Below are 13282 nucleotides of genomic sequence, written 5' to 3' on the forward strand. Positions count from 1 at the left end.
CCGAAGAATAATCTCCGGACGGCTTAAAATATTCAGATATTTAATTTCACGACTTCACGCGTATTTTTTCTTTATATTTAATCAACTGACGCTTTAGGGTATCAACTGCACTATCGATCGCCGCTTCGAATGTTTTGTGGGTATCCTTCACGACGATCGTTTCGCCGGGTACTTTCAAAATCACTTCTGTAATTTTATCCCTAACCTGTCCGGAGTTTTCCAGTTTCAAAATCACCTGTGCATCCAGGATACGATCAAAAAAATGTTCCAGTTTTCCTACTTTTTTTTCAACGTAATCAATCAAACTTGCATCGGCTTTGAAACGAACAGCTTCAGTTTGTACTTTCATTTTTCAATTTTTTTGTTAGTAAACGAATTTCTTTCTACTCTGCTGCATCCCTGGTGGTCATCTTTTTGACCGGGGATCTCTCAACCGGCACCTAACTCGATTTTGCTTTTGGGTGTGCCTGTTGGTACGTTTTTTTCAGTTTTTCTATCGAATTATGTGTATATATTTGGGTCGCCGCTAGATTGCTGTGGCCCAGAAGTTCTTTGATCGCATTCAGATCGGCCCCGTTTTCCGATAAATGGGTGGCAAAAGAATGCCGCAACACGTGGGGGCCTCTATGATCGACGCTGGTCACTTTCGACAAGTTCGTCTTCACTATATTATAAACGAGTTTTGGGTAGATCGGTTTGCCTTTCCGAGTCAAAAAAAGCACTTCTTTCGACGAACCGGGAAATTCGGCATTCCTGATATCCAGGTAATCATTGATACTTTTATCCAGTGACTTTCCAAACGGAATGAGCCGCTGTTTATTTCCTTTTCCGGTGACCTTAAGATATCTTTTAGCAAAGTTAATATCACTTGCCCTGAGGAAGAGCAATTCAGAACGACGCATGCCAGTGGCGTATAACATTTCGAGGATCAGGCGGTTACGTACCCCTTCAAAATCATTGCCAAAAGGAATCTCTGAAAAAAGAAGATCCAGACTTTCTGGTCGCACCACCGACGGCAAGCGTTTTTCCACCTTGGGTAAATTGACCTTAAGCATCGGATCATGGAGTACGGCCCCCCTTTTCATCAGGAAATGGAACCATGTTTTTAAAGTGGATAATTTTCGACGAACGGAACGGGCCGAGTAGCCTTCGGACATCATCTCCACCACCCAGGAGCGTACATGGGTATGGGTGATCTGGTCAGCCTTATCTATCCCGTAAATCGTTTCAAGATAACGCAAAAATTGATCCAAATCGTTTTGATAGGCCAGAACGGTATGCGGTGAAAACCGCTTTTCATAACGAAGAAATTGAATAAAGGTGTTCCTGTGCATTCACTAATTCTTTTCTCGTCGCATCTTTTGGAAATGCTTATTTGTTGAGTATTCAATTTACGCTTTTTTATTGAGAAACGCCAATTTTTTTTGACTTTTGTTTAGCTTTACAAAACCGTACTTTCTCCCGTTTGAAACATAACTTTTTGAGCCACAGTCCAATTGTATCTCAATAAAAATAATATGCACAAAGAAAAAAAAGATAAACATTTTTTAAACAAGCCCGTCTACGAAGGCGGCCCCAAAGCCATGAAAAATTTCGTAAGGGAACATTTAAAATATCCTGAGGAAGCACTAAAAGCCAAGGTAGAAGGTAGTGTTAAAGTGAAGTACTCTATTGATTTTAAAGGCAATGTGACGAGTACAAAGGTCATTTCAACCCTCGGGCACGGCTGCGATGAAGAAGCCGCCAGGATCGTAAAAATGTTTAAGTTCCAGGTTCCCAAAAACAGGAAAATCAAAGTGGTATTTTACAAAAACATTACCATTCATTTCAGGCTGCCCAAACCGCAGCTCACCCCGGTAGCGACGAACATCCAATACAATATTACCATTACCAAACAGCCGAAAAAACCGACCGTAATAAAGAAAGAAGAGCAGAAAAAAAGCGGGAGTTATTCTTATACGGTTGAGTTATAGGGGCGGGATGCTGGTTACCTGGTTACTGGTTGCTCGTTACTGGTTGCTGGTTACTGGTTGCTGGTTACTCGTTTGTCAATGCCTAAAATAGCTTGACCAATTTTAATTAATTATAAATCAAATTGTAATTCAAGTTGCATTGGATTATCTAACATTTTGTTTATTGTAAAGACTTCCATTTCGGGTCTTTCTTTTTCCTTTAGGTCTTTGATATATGTTTCATAAACCATTGGTGTCATCTTTAAAGAATTGTGTAAACGGTTGTTGTAGTTTTCAACAGCCATGGCTACTCGTTTCTTTAACTGTCCAAAATTTTGGATACTCCACCTTTTGAGGTATTCATTTTTTATGGTTCCATTTGCCCGCTCGCAATGTGCATTTTCAAGTACGTTAGTACACATACTGATCCTTATGCCATAGGATTTAAGTAAGTTCGTATAATCAGTACTCGTATATTGCGAACCTCTGTCAGAATGATGAATCAACTCATTATTATAATCATCAATGCCTCTGAGGTTGAGTGCCATTGTTAATGCAGCAATATTATTCTCTGACCGCATATTGTCAGAAACCGAATATCCTATGATCCGTCGAGAATAAACATCCATTATTAATACAACGTAATAATGCTGTCCCCCTAATGGAAAATAAAAAAGGTCACTAACCCATAATTGGTTGACATTTGTAAACCTCTTTCCTATCAGTACATTACCATATTGACTTCCCTTATCGCTGTAAGTAGTCTTATAGGGACTTTCTAAGGCCCGTAAACGATAGCCTTCGCGTAAACCTAATATTATAAAAGCATCCCGTCCAATGCCTTCTGGTTCGAACTGTTCATATATCTTGCGCAGGCCCATCCCCGGATGCATCTCCCTAATCTCCTCAATAAAACCTATGTAAAGGGGAGCTTTTAATAATTGCTCTCGTTCCCGTTTCAGGGCATCCATATGCCCTTGTTTGCTGATCCCCGATAAACTGTATAATGTCTTCATTTTATATCCGTGTTCGTCAGGGTGTTTTCGGAACCATTCCAGGGTTGGAGTACGTACTTTTTTTTTACATCATAACCCAGATCTTCACTCGCAAACTCGTACCCCTTCTCCAAGAGATCTATTGTCATCTGTTTTTGTCCGATTATGCGTTCATATTCGGACAATCGTTGCATTAATATTTTCGTCTTTTGTGCTTCACTTTCCATTTGTACTACTGTCTTTACTTCTTTTGTACTGTCAGAATACAAATATATCCATTTATATACACTTGTTCGTGATACTTCATATAGCTCACATATATCTCGTACCTTTATTCGTCTTGAAACCAGGTCTTTAACTTTGCTCCTTTTAAAGGATTCACTGAAAGTCCTATTGCTATTTGGTTGTTTTTGAAACTTTTTGTTATTTTTGTTTGCCATGTTTAGTTGACTTTTTTGGTCAAGCTATTTTAGGCAATGACAGTTGCTGGCATTGGGTACCGGAAAAAATAAAAGGGGAAATCAATAACACAAAATTGAAATGAAAGAAAGTAAAATAGCCAAAGAGGAAAACGCTTTTAAAACAGCTCTCTTGCTTTTGCCAAGCAGGCTGTTCTTGTTTTTGGCATTCCAGTTATTGCTGGCCTGGCTGCTGGGTTCCTTTGCGGAATCTCAAAAATACTGGTTGCTGACAGCTTCCGCCACAAACCTGGTCAGCATCACTATCCTGGTCTGGCTCCTTAAATCCGAAAGAAAGCGCTTTTTTCCCCTTTTCCACTTCGACAGGAAAACCCTGAAAAGAGATATTTTTACTTTCCTGGGAATCACCTTACTTTGCGGCCCTGTCGTTTTTGGGCCCGAGTATTTTTTAAGCCGCTGGATATGGAGTGATCCTTCCATCCCATTCAACATGATGTTTCAACCCATTTCGCGGTCGTTGATTTATGTCCTCGCGGTTGTTTTTCCTGTAACCATTGCTTTGGCTGAATTATCCACCTACTTTGTTTTCATCATGCCCAGGTTAAATCGCAGGATCAAACAAAAATGGATGGTAGTGCTTTTACCTGTCCTTTTTCTGGCCATTCAGCATTGCACGCTTCCCTTTATTCCGGATATAAACTTTGTACTTTACAGGGGATTAGTGTTCCTGCCCTTTGCAGGCCTCATTGGGATTACCTTATACTTCCGACCGACATTATTTCCTTATTTTGCCATCCTGCACGGCCTGCTTGATTTTGGAACCGTAATGGTATTATTAAATAATTGACAAACCGAATTTTATGCAAATTCCAAACCTCCTAAACGCCCCTTTAGTGCTGCTGATTTTTTCAACCTTAATGATAACCCCTCAAATGCTCGCGGGTCAAACCAAAGCAGCTCCCGTAAAAGTGGGCGTTATTGGTCTTACTCATACTCACGTGCATTGGATATTAGGCCGACAGGCCAGCGACGATATTAACATAGTCGGAATCGTGGAACCCAACCGGGAACTGGCGGAACGCTACTCGAAGCAGCATGGATTTCCCATGGACATCGTTTTTAATTCCATGGATGAAATGATCAGCGCCACTAAACCCGAAGCCGTTTTTGCCTTCGGCTCCATATACGAACACCTGGAAGTCGTGGAAACCTGTGCCCCCCTGGGCATCCATGTGATGGTGGAAAAACCACTGGCGGTGAGTGTAAAACATGCCCGAAAAATGCAAAAACTGGCTCAAAAATATCACATTCATCTGCTCACCAATTACGAAACGACCTGGTATGCCACCAACCATAAAGCCAAAGAAATGGTCGATGCCGGCGCCATCGGGGACCTCCGGAAAATAGTCGTCCACGACGGACATAAAGGCCCCATTGAAATTGGTTGCAACCCTGAATTCCTCGACTGGCTGACGGATCCCGTACTCAACGGTGCCGGAGCCCTAACGGATTTCGGTTGTTATGGCGCCAACCTGGTCACCTGGCTGGCACAAGGCGAAAAACCTGAATCCGTTTCTGCCGTGACCCAAACGATCAAACCCGATTTGTATCCCAAAGTCGATGACGAAGCCACCATTATTTTAAAATATCCCAAAATGCAGGCCATCCTCCAGGCCTCCTGGAACTGGCCCATCGACCGGAAAGACATGGAAATTTACGGTAAAAGCGGATACATCATCAGTAAAAACCGGGAAGAATTTATTTACCGGTTGAATGAAAAGGAAAAAGTCACCAGCGAAACATTAGATCCCCGCCCGGCTCCGTATAACGACCCTTTTGCCCTGTTTGCCGCCGTGATCAGAAAGGAGATCACCCTGCCGGCTTATGATTTGTCCTCTTTGGAAAATAATATGATCGTGGTGGAAATTTTAGAAGCCGCAAAGAAAAGTGCCAAAACCGGGAAATCAGTTAAGTTGAAGTAACTGTCATGACACGATTGGTGGGGGATTGCAGAATGGACAGGATAAAAGCAGATGCGGGAAAATGCCCACAAAGCTCAGGCCATTAATTATTGTGAAGCCTATAACATTGCCGATGGTCTCTTGATCAATTTTGGTTATACAAGCCTAGAGTTTAAACGAGTTTACAACAAAAAACTGATCAAGCCTCAACCATTCCCCAGGTTTGATCCCTAATGACCCCTATTAAAAATCCTGTTCATCTCCTAATCCCCAAAATCGTGCCAAGACAATGGCGCCCAAAAAACAAACCATTCCCCGGGTTTGATCCCTAATGACCTCTATTAAAAATCCTGTTCATCTCCTAATCCCCAAAATCGGGTCAAGACAATAGCGCCCAAAAAACAAACCATTCCCCAGGTTTGTCCCCTAATGCCCCTTATTAAAAATCATGCTAATCTCCTAATCCCCAAAATCGTGTCAAGACAATGGCGCCCAAAAAACAAACCATTCCCCAGGTTTGATCCCTAATGACCTCTATTAAAAATCCTGTTCATCTCCTAATCCAGACAATCGTGTCAAGACAATGATGCTCCAATACTTTTGTCTATGTACGACAATAGAGTTGTAGGATAGACAGCAAAAAAGCGGGAGAGGAAACTTTTTTTGATCAAATCAGGTTCAATGGATATACCAAAAAATTTCAAATGAACCTTAATGAACTAACCCATAAAATTATTGGTTGTGCCATGACCGTCCACAACACCCTTGGCAACGGTTTCCAGGAAGTCATTTACCAGCGAGCGATGGCCATAGAAATGGAATTGGCCGGACTAAATTTTGCCAGAGAAATGGAAATGCCCATTTTTTACAAAGATTTCCCCATTGGCATCAGGCGGGTAGATTTTTTTGTAGAAGACAAGGTAATGCTCGAATTAAAAGCGGTTATAACATTAGAAAATGCCCATAAAGCTCAGGCCATTAATTATTGTGAAGCCTATAACATTGCCGATGGTCTCTTGATCAATTTTGGGAGTACAAGCCTAGAGTTTAAACGAGTTTACAACAAAAAACTGGTCAGACCTCAATCCTCCCCCCGGTTTGATCCCTGATGCCCCTCTTAAAAATCCTGCTAATCTCCTAATCCCCAAAATCGTGTCAAGACAATGGCGCCCAAAAAACAAACCATTCCCCAGGTTTGCCCCCTAATGACCCTTATTAAAAATCATGCTAATCTCCTAATCCCCAAAATCGTGTCAAGACAATGGCGCAAAAAACAAAAAAGCCCCGACAACTGCCGAGGCTTTTTTTGTGGTGTGGGGCGGGTTTGAACCGCCGACACCAGGATTTTCAGTCCTGTAATTTTTGGTCTGACATATTCCTATTTGGTTGATTAACAACTTAGTACCATTATAACAATTTCATATTTGTCTATATAAATCCATATAAAACCAATAAATGTTGTACCCATGTTGTACCCAAATTTTGTATCTTTGCATTAAGGTAAGTAAAATCAATCAACTATGGGATCCATCAAAGTGGTACTGCGCAAGAAAAAAAACGCTAAGGGATTATTCCCAATTATGGTTAGAATCACTAAAGACCGTAAATCAAGTTACCTTTCCACAGGGCAATATGTTGATGAAAAATTTTGGGATGAAAAAAACCAGAAGGTTAAGAAAGCTCACCCGAATTCTACAAGGTTAAATAATTTTATTATAAAAAAACTGGCAGAAGCAAATGATAAACTTTTAGAATTAGAAAGTACCCAAGATGGAATAACTGCTCAAGTTGTTACCAATCAGATAAAATCCAGAAATAAAGTTACCACCTTTTTTAATTTTGCAAGAGTCTATATTGATCAATTAGAAAAGAAAGGTCAATATAATAGAGTATGCGCAGAAAAACCGAGGATTAAGCATTTCCGCGTATTTTTAAAGAACAAGGATATTTCCTTTCCAGAAATTACAGAAGTTTTATTAAAAAAATTCCAAGCTTATTTAAAAGCAACCAGGAAGGTAAGTGATAGAACTATTGTTAATTATCTTATTGTCATTCGGACTATCTATAATTTAGCAATCCGTGAAGGAATTATAGATAGAAAACATTACCCATTTGGTAAGGGTAGAATTGTTATCAGGTTCCCACAATCTGTTAAACTAGGCCTTTCTATGGAAGAGGTCAATGCATTGGAAAAAATTAACCTTAATATTGAACAGGAGAACTATGCAAGAAATGTTTGGTTACTTTCTTTTTATTTTGCGGGGATGCGAGTTTCAGATGTTTTAAGACTCAAATGGTCTGACTTCAAAGATGAAAGGCTATACTATCAAATGGGAAAAAACAAAAAGGTTCTTTCTTTGAAAGTCCCCGAAAAGGCTACAAAAATACTGGCACAATACGAGAGCGATAAATCTTCAGATAATGATTTCGTTTTTCCCTCATTAGTTGGGACTAATTTAAACAACGAATATGATATAAATCAAAAAATTGCTAATGGCAACAGGTTAATCAATAAATACCTCAAAAGAATTGCCAAAAAGTTAGCATTAGATAAACCCTTGACTATGCATATTGCTCGACATACCTTCGGAAATATTTCAGGTGATAAAATTCCTATCCAAATGCTCCAACAGCTTTATCGTCATTCTGATATTACGACAACAATAAACTATCAAAAGAATTTTATTTTCAAAGATGCTGATGATGCTTTGGACAAAGTTTTAGGTTCTTAGGAAATCTTTACTCTATAATTTATTAATTAACATCACTTCTCTTTTTCAACAAATAGGTCTTGGTATTAAATCATTGGATTCTTTATAAAAATCCTTTACCTTTAAAGGCGTAAGATCACCAATCCTCATACAAGTGGCTGAGTTTAATAATCCTTTAAATATTATTTGTCTTGAATCCGAAGCTTTTTATGCCTTGGTTAATGATGTAGTGGAAAAACTCAAAGAAAAGCAAGATATCAAACATGACAAATGGATTAGTGCTGAAGAAGCCATGCAACTACTTAGGATCACTTCCAAATCAACTTTGCAAAAATATCGGGATGAAGGTGAAATACGCTACACCCAAATCGGTAAAAAACATATCTTGTACGACTACGAATCAATTCTCGATTATTTAGATAAAAAATCAAAAAACACTTTCTAATGAAACTTCGTGACTTAGCCATAAAGGGGTTCAATGCCGGATACATGATTGAAAAATTCAATCCTCAACTTTCTGATTCATTGAGCACGGGGATTAAAGAATCTAATAGTCCTTTTGTATTGGGATTTTTACTCGGTAGAATGAAGCTATTACGAGAACAAGAAAAAACCACCATCGTTAAAAGAAAAGATATTGATTTAAATAGAAGAATGGACGATCTGGAACTTGAGTGATTTTTAATATTTGAAAGACTCTCGTTGGTTAGGTTTTATTTTCATGGAATTAGCTTACAAAAAAATCCCCTTCTAATCAAGAGGATTTTTAATTTGATGTTTTGTTAAATTATTATTTTTCCTTTTTTTCTAAGGTATCTACAAATTCCTTTAATTTTCTGTTAATAAGTTTACTTTTTTCTAACTCATGATTAAGGCGTTTTATTTCCTTTTTCCTTTCGCGTGAGTCTGAAAAAGTCATATGAAGGTAATATATACCACATGCCAAACCGACAATAGATAAAACTAAAGGTATAATAGTGTAGATTACAGTAGCACCATCTAAATTATCCATGTTAACTACAGGTTTTACTGACTTTGAATACAAAGAATTCAAAGAAAATGAACAATTATTATATCTAACAAACTATACACGATTATATAGAAATTGCAACAAATAATTATTTAGGAATTTTGAACAAAAACACTTAACTTTAAAAAGACTTTTAGTTTTTATAGTTTTTACTCCAAAATGAAATGAAGAAAACACCTTCACTCTTTACAATTTTTATTTTGGCTGTCACCTTCGCATGTCAAAATAAAAATTCAACTCCGACCCATGATTCTATCATGGCGACAATTACCTCTTCTAAGGTTTCAAAAGATTTCGCGGTATCAGATTCATTATTGGAAAAAGCCTATCTGGAAAGCAATACAATTAGAGACACCGGATTAATGGCTTTGTCCAGAGTTGTACAAGGGAACTTATACCTAAAAAATAGAAAATTTGACTCTTCTTTAGAAATTTTAATGAAAGCGCTTGATTTACTAAAATACATTGAGAATGATACTCTAAAAATAAGTTGCTATGGCATTATTGGGAATAACCATTTGCAAAAATCTAGAACTTTAGAGAGAGAATATCATCTTAATAAAGCATTAGAGTATTTTAAGCCTGCACTTTCTTTAGGGTTACAACTAAAAGATTCTTCTCGAGTTGGTACTACGGAGATAAATATTGGAATTATTTATAAAAGTTTAAATAATATTGATTCCTCGTTTATTCATTTTGAAAATGCGTCTCATTATCTTGAAAATTCTGAAAACAGAAATCTCAAAGCCACCGCTGATTTTAACCTTGCTCAATTATATCTTTACATAGGTAACTTAAGGGAAGCCCTTGAATATAATAAAAGAGCGTTAGCCATTTATGAAAAAATTTCTGGAGATGAAATTAATCAATGCCAAGCCTACCTCCATCTAGGTGATATCTTTCGTGTCGGCGGACAATTAGATTCTGCAGTTTATTATTATGAGGTTTCGCTAGTTACATCTGATTCTATAAGTGTTCCAGTTGGGAAGGACTTAATAAAAATGCGAGCAAGTGACAATTTAGGGGTAGTTTTTAAAGAACAAGGGAAGTTAGTCAAAGCAAAAAGTAGCTTGGACACCGCGTTAACCTTAACTAATTCATTGAATGATGTCTATATGGCAGGACATATACACATTAATATTGGAAATGTATTACTAGAACAAGATTCTTTCTCCTCTGCACTTTCTCATTTTAAGGAGTCTTTGTCCATATTTACGAATTCAAATTACTCGAAAGGAATAGGTACGAGTTTAGGCTCCATAGGGAAATACTATTCTCAAATTTCAAAACCAGATAGTGCAATTTATTATTACAATGAATCTCAAAAATTACATGAGTCTACAGGTGATAAGATAAATATTGTTACCGATTATTTAAATCTAGGAATTTCTACATTTAATAAAAATAAATCAAAAAACGTTAACCAGGCAATCCATTATTTTGAAAAAGGTTTAGAATTATTAAAACAAATTGGTTCAACAAAAAATAAAGATGAGCTTTTGATCAATATTGCCGAATTATACGAATTTAAAGGTAATTACAAAAAAGCAAATCAATATTTTCAAGAGTTTATCTCACTAAGGGATTCGTTAAATGATTTGGAGATTTCACAAAAAGTAGCATTAATTGAAGGGCAATTTAATACTGAGAGGTTTTCTAGGATTGATAAGGAAAATAAATTAGAAATCCAAACCTTAAATTTAAAAAATTTGCAAAAATCCCAGCAAATAACTAATAGAAACATAACCATAATTATAACAAGCTTGTCCATCCTGTTTCTTGTTACAATTTTGATAATCAGAATCCGGGCCTACCAGCGGGCAAAAAAAGACAAACAGGTTATTGAGCAAATAAACGAAAAACTCCAACAGAGTAATACTCAAATCGAACAGCGTAACAAACAAGTTGAAAGGTTATTGCAAGTTCTAAGACATCAAGTTAAAAACGACTTTAATCGATTTGGAGTACAACTCGATTCATTTACAAATATTCCAAATGTACTTAAAGACGTAAAAGAAAATATTAAAGACCTTCAAATGAGAGCTATTACTCAAGGGAAATTTTATAGTTTACTTTATGGCAAAAGAGAAGACTACCAAACAATTTTCTTACCTCAATTTTTAAATAAATGGATAGAAGAAATTATGTTAACCTTTGGCTACACTGATTTAGACATGCTAATTGAAAAAGAATTTTCAGTCGAACCCACTATTTTAACTGATGATGGTAAAACTTTAGCTCTAATTATAATCGAAATTGTAATAAACTCATTCAAATATGCTTTCAATGATGGAAGGAAACCTCATTTTATAATAAAATTATATAAATCTGAGGATGGAAAAACGACCTTTTTCATAAAGGATAATGGAAATGGATTCCCAACCAATTTCATTAAAACAGATTCTTCAAAGATTTCAGGAATTGGGCTTATCAAGATGCTTGTCAAGGAATCCCTTAAGGGACGTGTAGAAATTTATAGTGATCATGGAGCAGTATTTGAAATCACAAGTTCAAAATTCAATTCATTACCATCAGATAAACAGTTTTCATAGTTGATCGAAAAAATCAACAGGAGCATATCTACTCGAAACAGTTAGTAATTCATTCAGTTTAGCCACGTAAATTCCATTTCCTGAGGTTCTTTTCTCAATTTTGGTGATGTTAACAATAAATTGTTGATTTATTCTCACCAAATCAGGGTGACCCTTTAAAGCATTTTCTGTTATTCCAATACGATGGGATACTCGATAAACTTTCTCTTTTTCCATTTTTCCATTTGGAAAAGTATGAAAAGCGCTGTATTGCCCATCTCCCACTACCCAATAAATTGAATCAATTAAAACTTTATGAAAAAGGTTGTTATCTCTGATCCAACACCATTCCCTTCCTTCTAAAAAATCAATTTGAGAACTGGGCCTTTCTAAAGAAATAATATCCGTTTCAATACCTGGCGGCCATAAAGCATCACTAATAGCTCGTTTTAGCTGTTTTTCACTGAAAGGCTTATCAAGGAAACTGGTATAACGTGTCATTTTAGCCTCCTTCTCCAGGGCTTCATTGTTTTGACCGGTGAGATATATAAACGGAATTTTGTAGTGCTTGTTAATATGTTTACCAACTTCAATACCTCCGGTTTCATTGTCAAATAGAGCTATGTCCAGAATCGCTAAGTCAACTCGATTCTTAGCAAGAGAGGACTTTGCTTCACTTTCAGTTCTAACTTGATCAGAAACTTTATAACCAAAACTTATTATTTTTTTGGCGATATGCTCTGCCTGCATTGGATCGTCTTCTACAATCAAAATTCTTGGTTGATTCATTGTTATGTTTTTTGTTCTTATCTAATACTAATCCTCAATATTAGAAACATTACCTCTTCTATACAATTAAGTTTCACATATCTAACCAAATATTTCAAATATACGTTTCCATGCACCAATTCGGCAATTATTTTTCTAGAATATGAAGTCTATGTTCTAAAATATGAATGAAAAATAGAGCTCATTTCAATCACCCATAAATTGCATAAAAATAAGCAATTGGTTCTAAAATATTTTAACCACCCCTCATTTACCAATTTAAAAAGCTTAAAATAATTTGGCTCCATGATCACCTTATGGTATTGAAAATACAAAGTAGACATGAAAAACACAAAAAATAATCAACACATCACATTACTGTTAAATAGTCTTTTCTATAGCAAAACCGATTCCCGATTTAAAGCAAGCGGTTCTATCGAAATAAATAAAACTTTAGTTTCTCCAATAAAGGTAATCTGTGATTATGCAATAAACAGCCTTATCAACAATGGTGGATTTACAATATCTCACACTGGCTTAGTTCCTATTTTCGGTTACGCCATATCAATATACAAAGACAGAGAACGCAAATACACAACATTAGACAGACACGATATAGCCGAATACATAAAAGCAAATACCGACCTTCTGAAACTTCCCAACAGCTTCCTTGGTGGTTGGAAGTTCCAGAAGCATATCTTCCTGGATGTTTCTTTAGTCCTTCAAAGTCTTGAAAAGGCAAAATATCTGGCCCGGAAACATGAACAAATTTCCATTTTTTCACTGTACGAGAATGTTGACTTTTCTAACGAATCATTTACTAACTCAATTAAAATTTTAGATCATGAAAAATCAGAAAAATAATTCATTTGTCGAGCTTAATAAAAATCAAAAAATGAACTCTACCACCACAGT

At 36.6% G+C, this 13282-nt stretch carries 15 protein-coding genes, 1 tRNA gene and 1 pseudogene; 10 read left to right on the forward strand and 7 right to left on the reverse strand.

Going from position 1 to position 13282, the window contains the following annotated elements; genetic code table 11:
• Window positions 1-46 precede the first annotated feature (46 nt).
• Window positions 47-349 (reverse strand): ribosome-associated translation inhibitor RaiA, encoded by a 303-nt coding sequence (gene raiA / locus H6571_21720; GenBank protein MCB9326373.1) that lies wholly within the window; start codon window positions 347-349, stop codon window positions 47-49.
• A 91-nt stretch (window positions 350-440) separates the two neighbouring features.
• Window positions 441-1334, reverse strand: coding sequence for a tyrosine recombinase XerC (locus tag H6571_21725; protein MCB9326374.1), 894 nt, complete (start codon window positions 1332-1334; stop codon window positions 441-443).
• Window positions 1335-1517: 183 nt separating this feature from the next.
• Here H6571_21725 and H6571_21730 point away from each other — a divergent pair, with 183 nt between their 5' ends.
• A complete protein-coding gene (locus H6571_21730; protein ID MCB9326375.1) occupies window positions 1518-1973 on the forward strand; it encodes an energy transducer TonB in 456 nt (151 codons plus the stop codon).
• Between the two features lie 110 nt (window positions 1974-2083).
• Here H6571_21730 and H6571_21735 read toward each other — a convergent pair whose 3' ends face one another.
• Both H6571_21735 and H6571_21740 read right to left on the reverse strand, forming a co-directional pair.
• Window positions 2084-2968: a DDE-type integrase/transposase/recombinase gene (locus tag H6571_21735; protein MCB9326376.1), complete on the reverse strand. Its 885-nt coding sequence runs from the start codon at window positions 2966-2968 to the stop codon at window positions 2084-2086.
• Window positions 2965-3387, reverse strand: a complete 423-nt coding sequence (locus H6571_21740; protein ID MCB9326377.1) for a transposase — start codon at window positions 3385-3387, stop codon at window positions 2965-2967. The genes H6571_21735 and H6571_21740 overlap by 4 nt, the downstream gene beginning before the upstream one ends.
• A gap of 100 nt (window positions 3388-3487) precedes the next feature.
• Between H6571_21740 and H6571_21745 the strand changes: the two genes are divergently transcribed.
• The 4 genes and pseudogenes from H6571_21745 to H6571_21760 all read left to right on the forward strand — a co-directional run bounded on the left by H6571_21745 (window position 3488) and on the right by H6571_21760 (window position 6436).
• Entirely contained in the window at window positions 3488-4213 is a 726-nt protein-coding gene (locus tag H6571_21745; GenBank protein ID MCB9326378.1) for a hypothetical protein, read from the forward strand.
• Between the two features lie 13 nt (window positions 4214-4226).
• On the forward strand, window positions 4227-5348 hold the full coding sequence (locus H6571_21750) for a Gfo/Idh/MocA family oxidoreductase (protein ID MCB9326379.1): 1122 nt from the start codon (window positions 4227-4229) through the stop codon (window positions 5346-5348).
• A 60-nt stretch (window positions 5349-5408) separates the two neighbouring features.
• Window positions 5409-5561 (forward strand): annotated as a pseudogene (locus H6571_21755) (GxxExxY protein).
• Window positions 5562-6031: 470 nt separating this feature from the next.
• Window positions 6032-6436: a GxxExxY protein gene (locus H6571_21760; GenBank protein ID MCB9326380.1), complete on the forward strand. Its 405-nt coding sequence runs from the start codon at window positions 6032-6034 to the stop codon at window positions 6434-6436.
• 200 nt (window positions 6437-6636) lie between these two features.
• On the opposite strand, the gene H6571_21765 is transcribed toward H6571_21760, so the two are convergent.
• Window positions 6637-6705 (reverse strand) — tRNA-Phe (locus tag H6571_21765).
• Between the two features lie 142 nt (window positions 6706-6847).
• Here H6571_21765 and H6571_21770 point away from each other — a divergent pair.
• The 3 genes from H6571_21770 to H6571_21780 all read left to right on the forward strand — a co-directional run bounded on the left by H6571_21770 (window position 6848) and on the right by H6571_21780 (window position 8716).
• On the forward strand, window positions 6848-8059 hold the full coding sequence (locus H6571_21770) for a phage integrase SAM-like domain-containing protein (GenBank protein MCB9326381.1): 1212 nt from the start codon (window positions 6848-6850) through the stop codon (window positions 8057-8059).
• Between the two features lie 133 nt (window positions 8060-8192).
• Window positions 8193-8483, forward strand: a complete 291-nt coding sequence (locus H6571_21775; protein ID MCB9326382.1) for a helix-turn-helix domain-containing protein — start codon at window positions 8193-8195, stop codon at window positions 8481-8483.
• Window positions 8483-8716, forward strand: a complete 234-nt coding sequence (locus tag H6571_21780) for a hypothetical protein (GenBank protein ID MCB9326383.1) — start codon at window positions 8483-8485, stop codon at window positions 8714-8716. The genes H6571_21775 and H6571_21780 overlap by 1 nt, the downstream gene beginning before the upstream one ends.
• 112 nt (window positions 8717-8828) lie before the next feature.
• Here H6571_21780 and H6571_21785 read toward each other — a convergent pair whose 3' ends face one another.
• Window positions 8829-9050, reverse strand: a complete 222-nt coding sequence (locus H6571_21785; protein MCB9326384.1) for a hypothetical protein — start codon at window positions 9048-9050, stop codon at window positions 8829-8831.
• Between the two features lie 182 nt (window positions 9051-9232).
• On the opposite strand from H6571_21785, the gene H6571_21790 reads away from it, so the two are divergent.
• A complete protein-coding gene (locus tag H6571_21790) occupies window positions 9233-11620 on the forward strand; it encodes a tetratricopeptide repeat protein (GenBank protein MCB9326385.1) in 2388 nt (795 codons plus the stop codon).
• On the opposite strand, the gene H6571_21795 is transcribed toward H6571_21790, so the two are convergent.
• Complete coding sequence (locus H6571_21795) at window positions 11615-12388, reverse strand: response regulator transcription factor (GenBank protein ID MCB9326386.1); 774 nt, start codon at window positions 12386-12388, stop codon at window positions 11615-11617. The genes H6571_21790 and H6571_21795 overlap by 6 nt on opposite strands.
• Window positions 12389-12709: 321 nt before the next feature.
• Here H6571_21795 and H6571_21800 point away from each other — a divergent pair, with 321 nt between their 5' ends.
• The gene (locus tag H6571_21800) at window positions 12710-13231 is read left to right on the forward strand and encodes a hypothetical protein (GenBank protein MCB9326387.1); all 522 of its coding nucleotides are present in this window, start codon (window positions 12710-12712) and stop codon (window positions 13229-13231) included.
• Window positions 13232-13282: the final 51 nt, after the last annotated feature.

The sequence above is a fragment of the Lewinellaceae bacterium genome (assembly GCA_020636105.1).
Taxonomy (GTDB): domain Bacteria; phylum Bacteroidota; class Bacteroidia; order Chitinophagales; family Saprospiraceae; genus BCD1.

Bases quoted from the DNA above. Each gene is read 5' to 3' on its own strand.
- raiA (MCB9326373.1), bottom strand. From the start codon at position 349: ATGAAAGTACAAACTGAAGCTGTTCGTTTCAAAGCCGATGCAAGTTTG.
- H6571_21725 (MCB9326374.1), bottom strand. From the start codon at position 1,334: ATGCACAGGAACACCTTTATTCAATTTCTTCGTTATGAAAAGCGGTTT.
- H6571_21730 (MCB9326375.1), top strand. From the start codon at position 1,518: ATGCACAAAGAAAAAAAAGATAAACATTTTTTAAACAAGCCCGTCTAC.
- H6571_21735 (MCB9326376.1), bottom strand. From the start codon at position 2,968: ATGAAGACATTATACAGTTTATCGGGGATCAGCAAACAAGGGCATATG.
- H6571_21740 (MCB9326377.1), bottom strand. From the start codon at position 3,387: ATGGCAAACAAAAATAACAAAAAGTTTCAAAAACAACCAAATAGCAAT.
- H6571_21745 (MCB9326378.1), top strand. From the start codon at position 3,488: ATGAAAGAAAGTAAAATAGCCAAAGAGGAAAACGCTTTTAAAACAGCT.
- H6571_21750 (MCB9326379.1), top strand. From the start codon at position 4,227: ATGCAAATTCCAAACCTCCTAAACGCCCCTTTAGTGCTGCTGATTTTT.
- H6571_21760 (MCB9326380.1), top strand. From the start codon at position 6,032: ATGAACCTTAATGAACTAACCCATAAAATTATTGGTTGTGCCATGACC.
- H6571_21770 (MCB9326381.1), top strand. From the start codon at position 6,848: ATGGGATCCATCAAAGTGGTACTGCGCAAGAAAAAAAACGCTAAGGGA.
- H6571_21780 (MCB9326383.1), top strand. From the start codon at position 8,483: ATGAAACTTCGTGACTTAGCCATAAAGGGGTTCAATGCCGGATACATG.
- H6571_21785 (MCB9326384.1), bottom strand. From the start codon at position 9,050: ATGGATAATTTAGATGGTGCTACTGTAATCTACACTATTATACCTTTA.
- H6571_21790 (MCB9326385.1), top strand. From the start codon at position 9,233: ATGAAGAAAACACCTTCACTCTTTACAATTTTTATTTTGGCTGTCACC.
- H6571_21795 (MCB9326386.1), bottom strand. From the start codon at position 12,388: ATGAATCAACCAAGAATTTTGATTGTAGAAGACGATCCAATGCAGGCA.
- H6571_21800 (MCB9326387.1), top strand. From the start codon at position 12,710: ATGAAAAACACAAAAAATAATCAACACATCACATTACTGTTAAATAGT.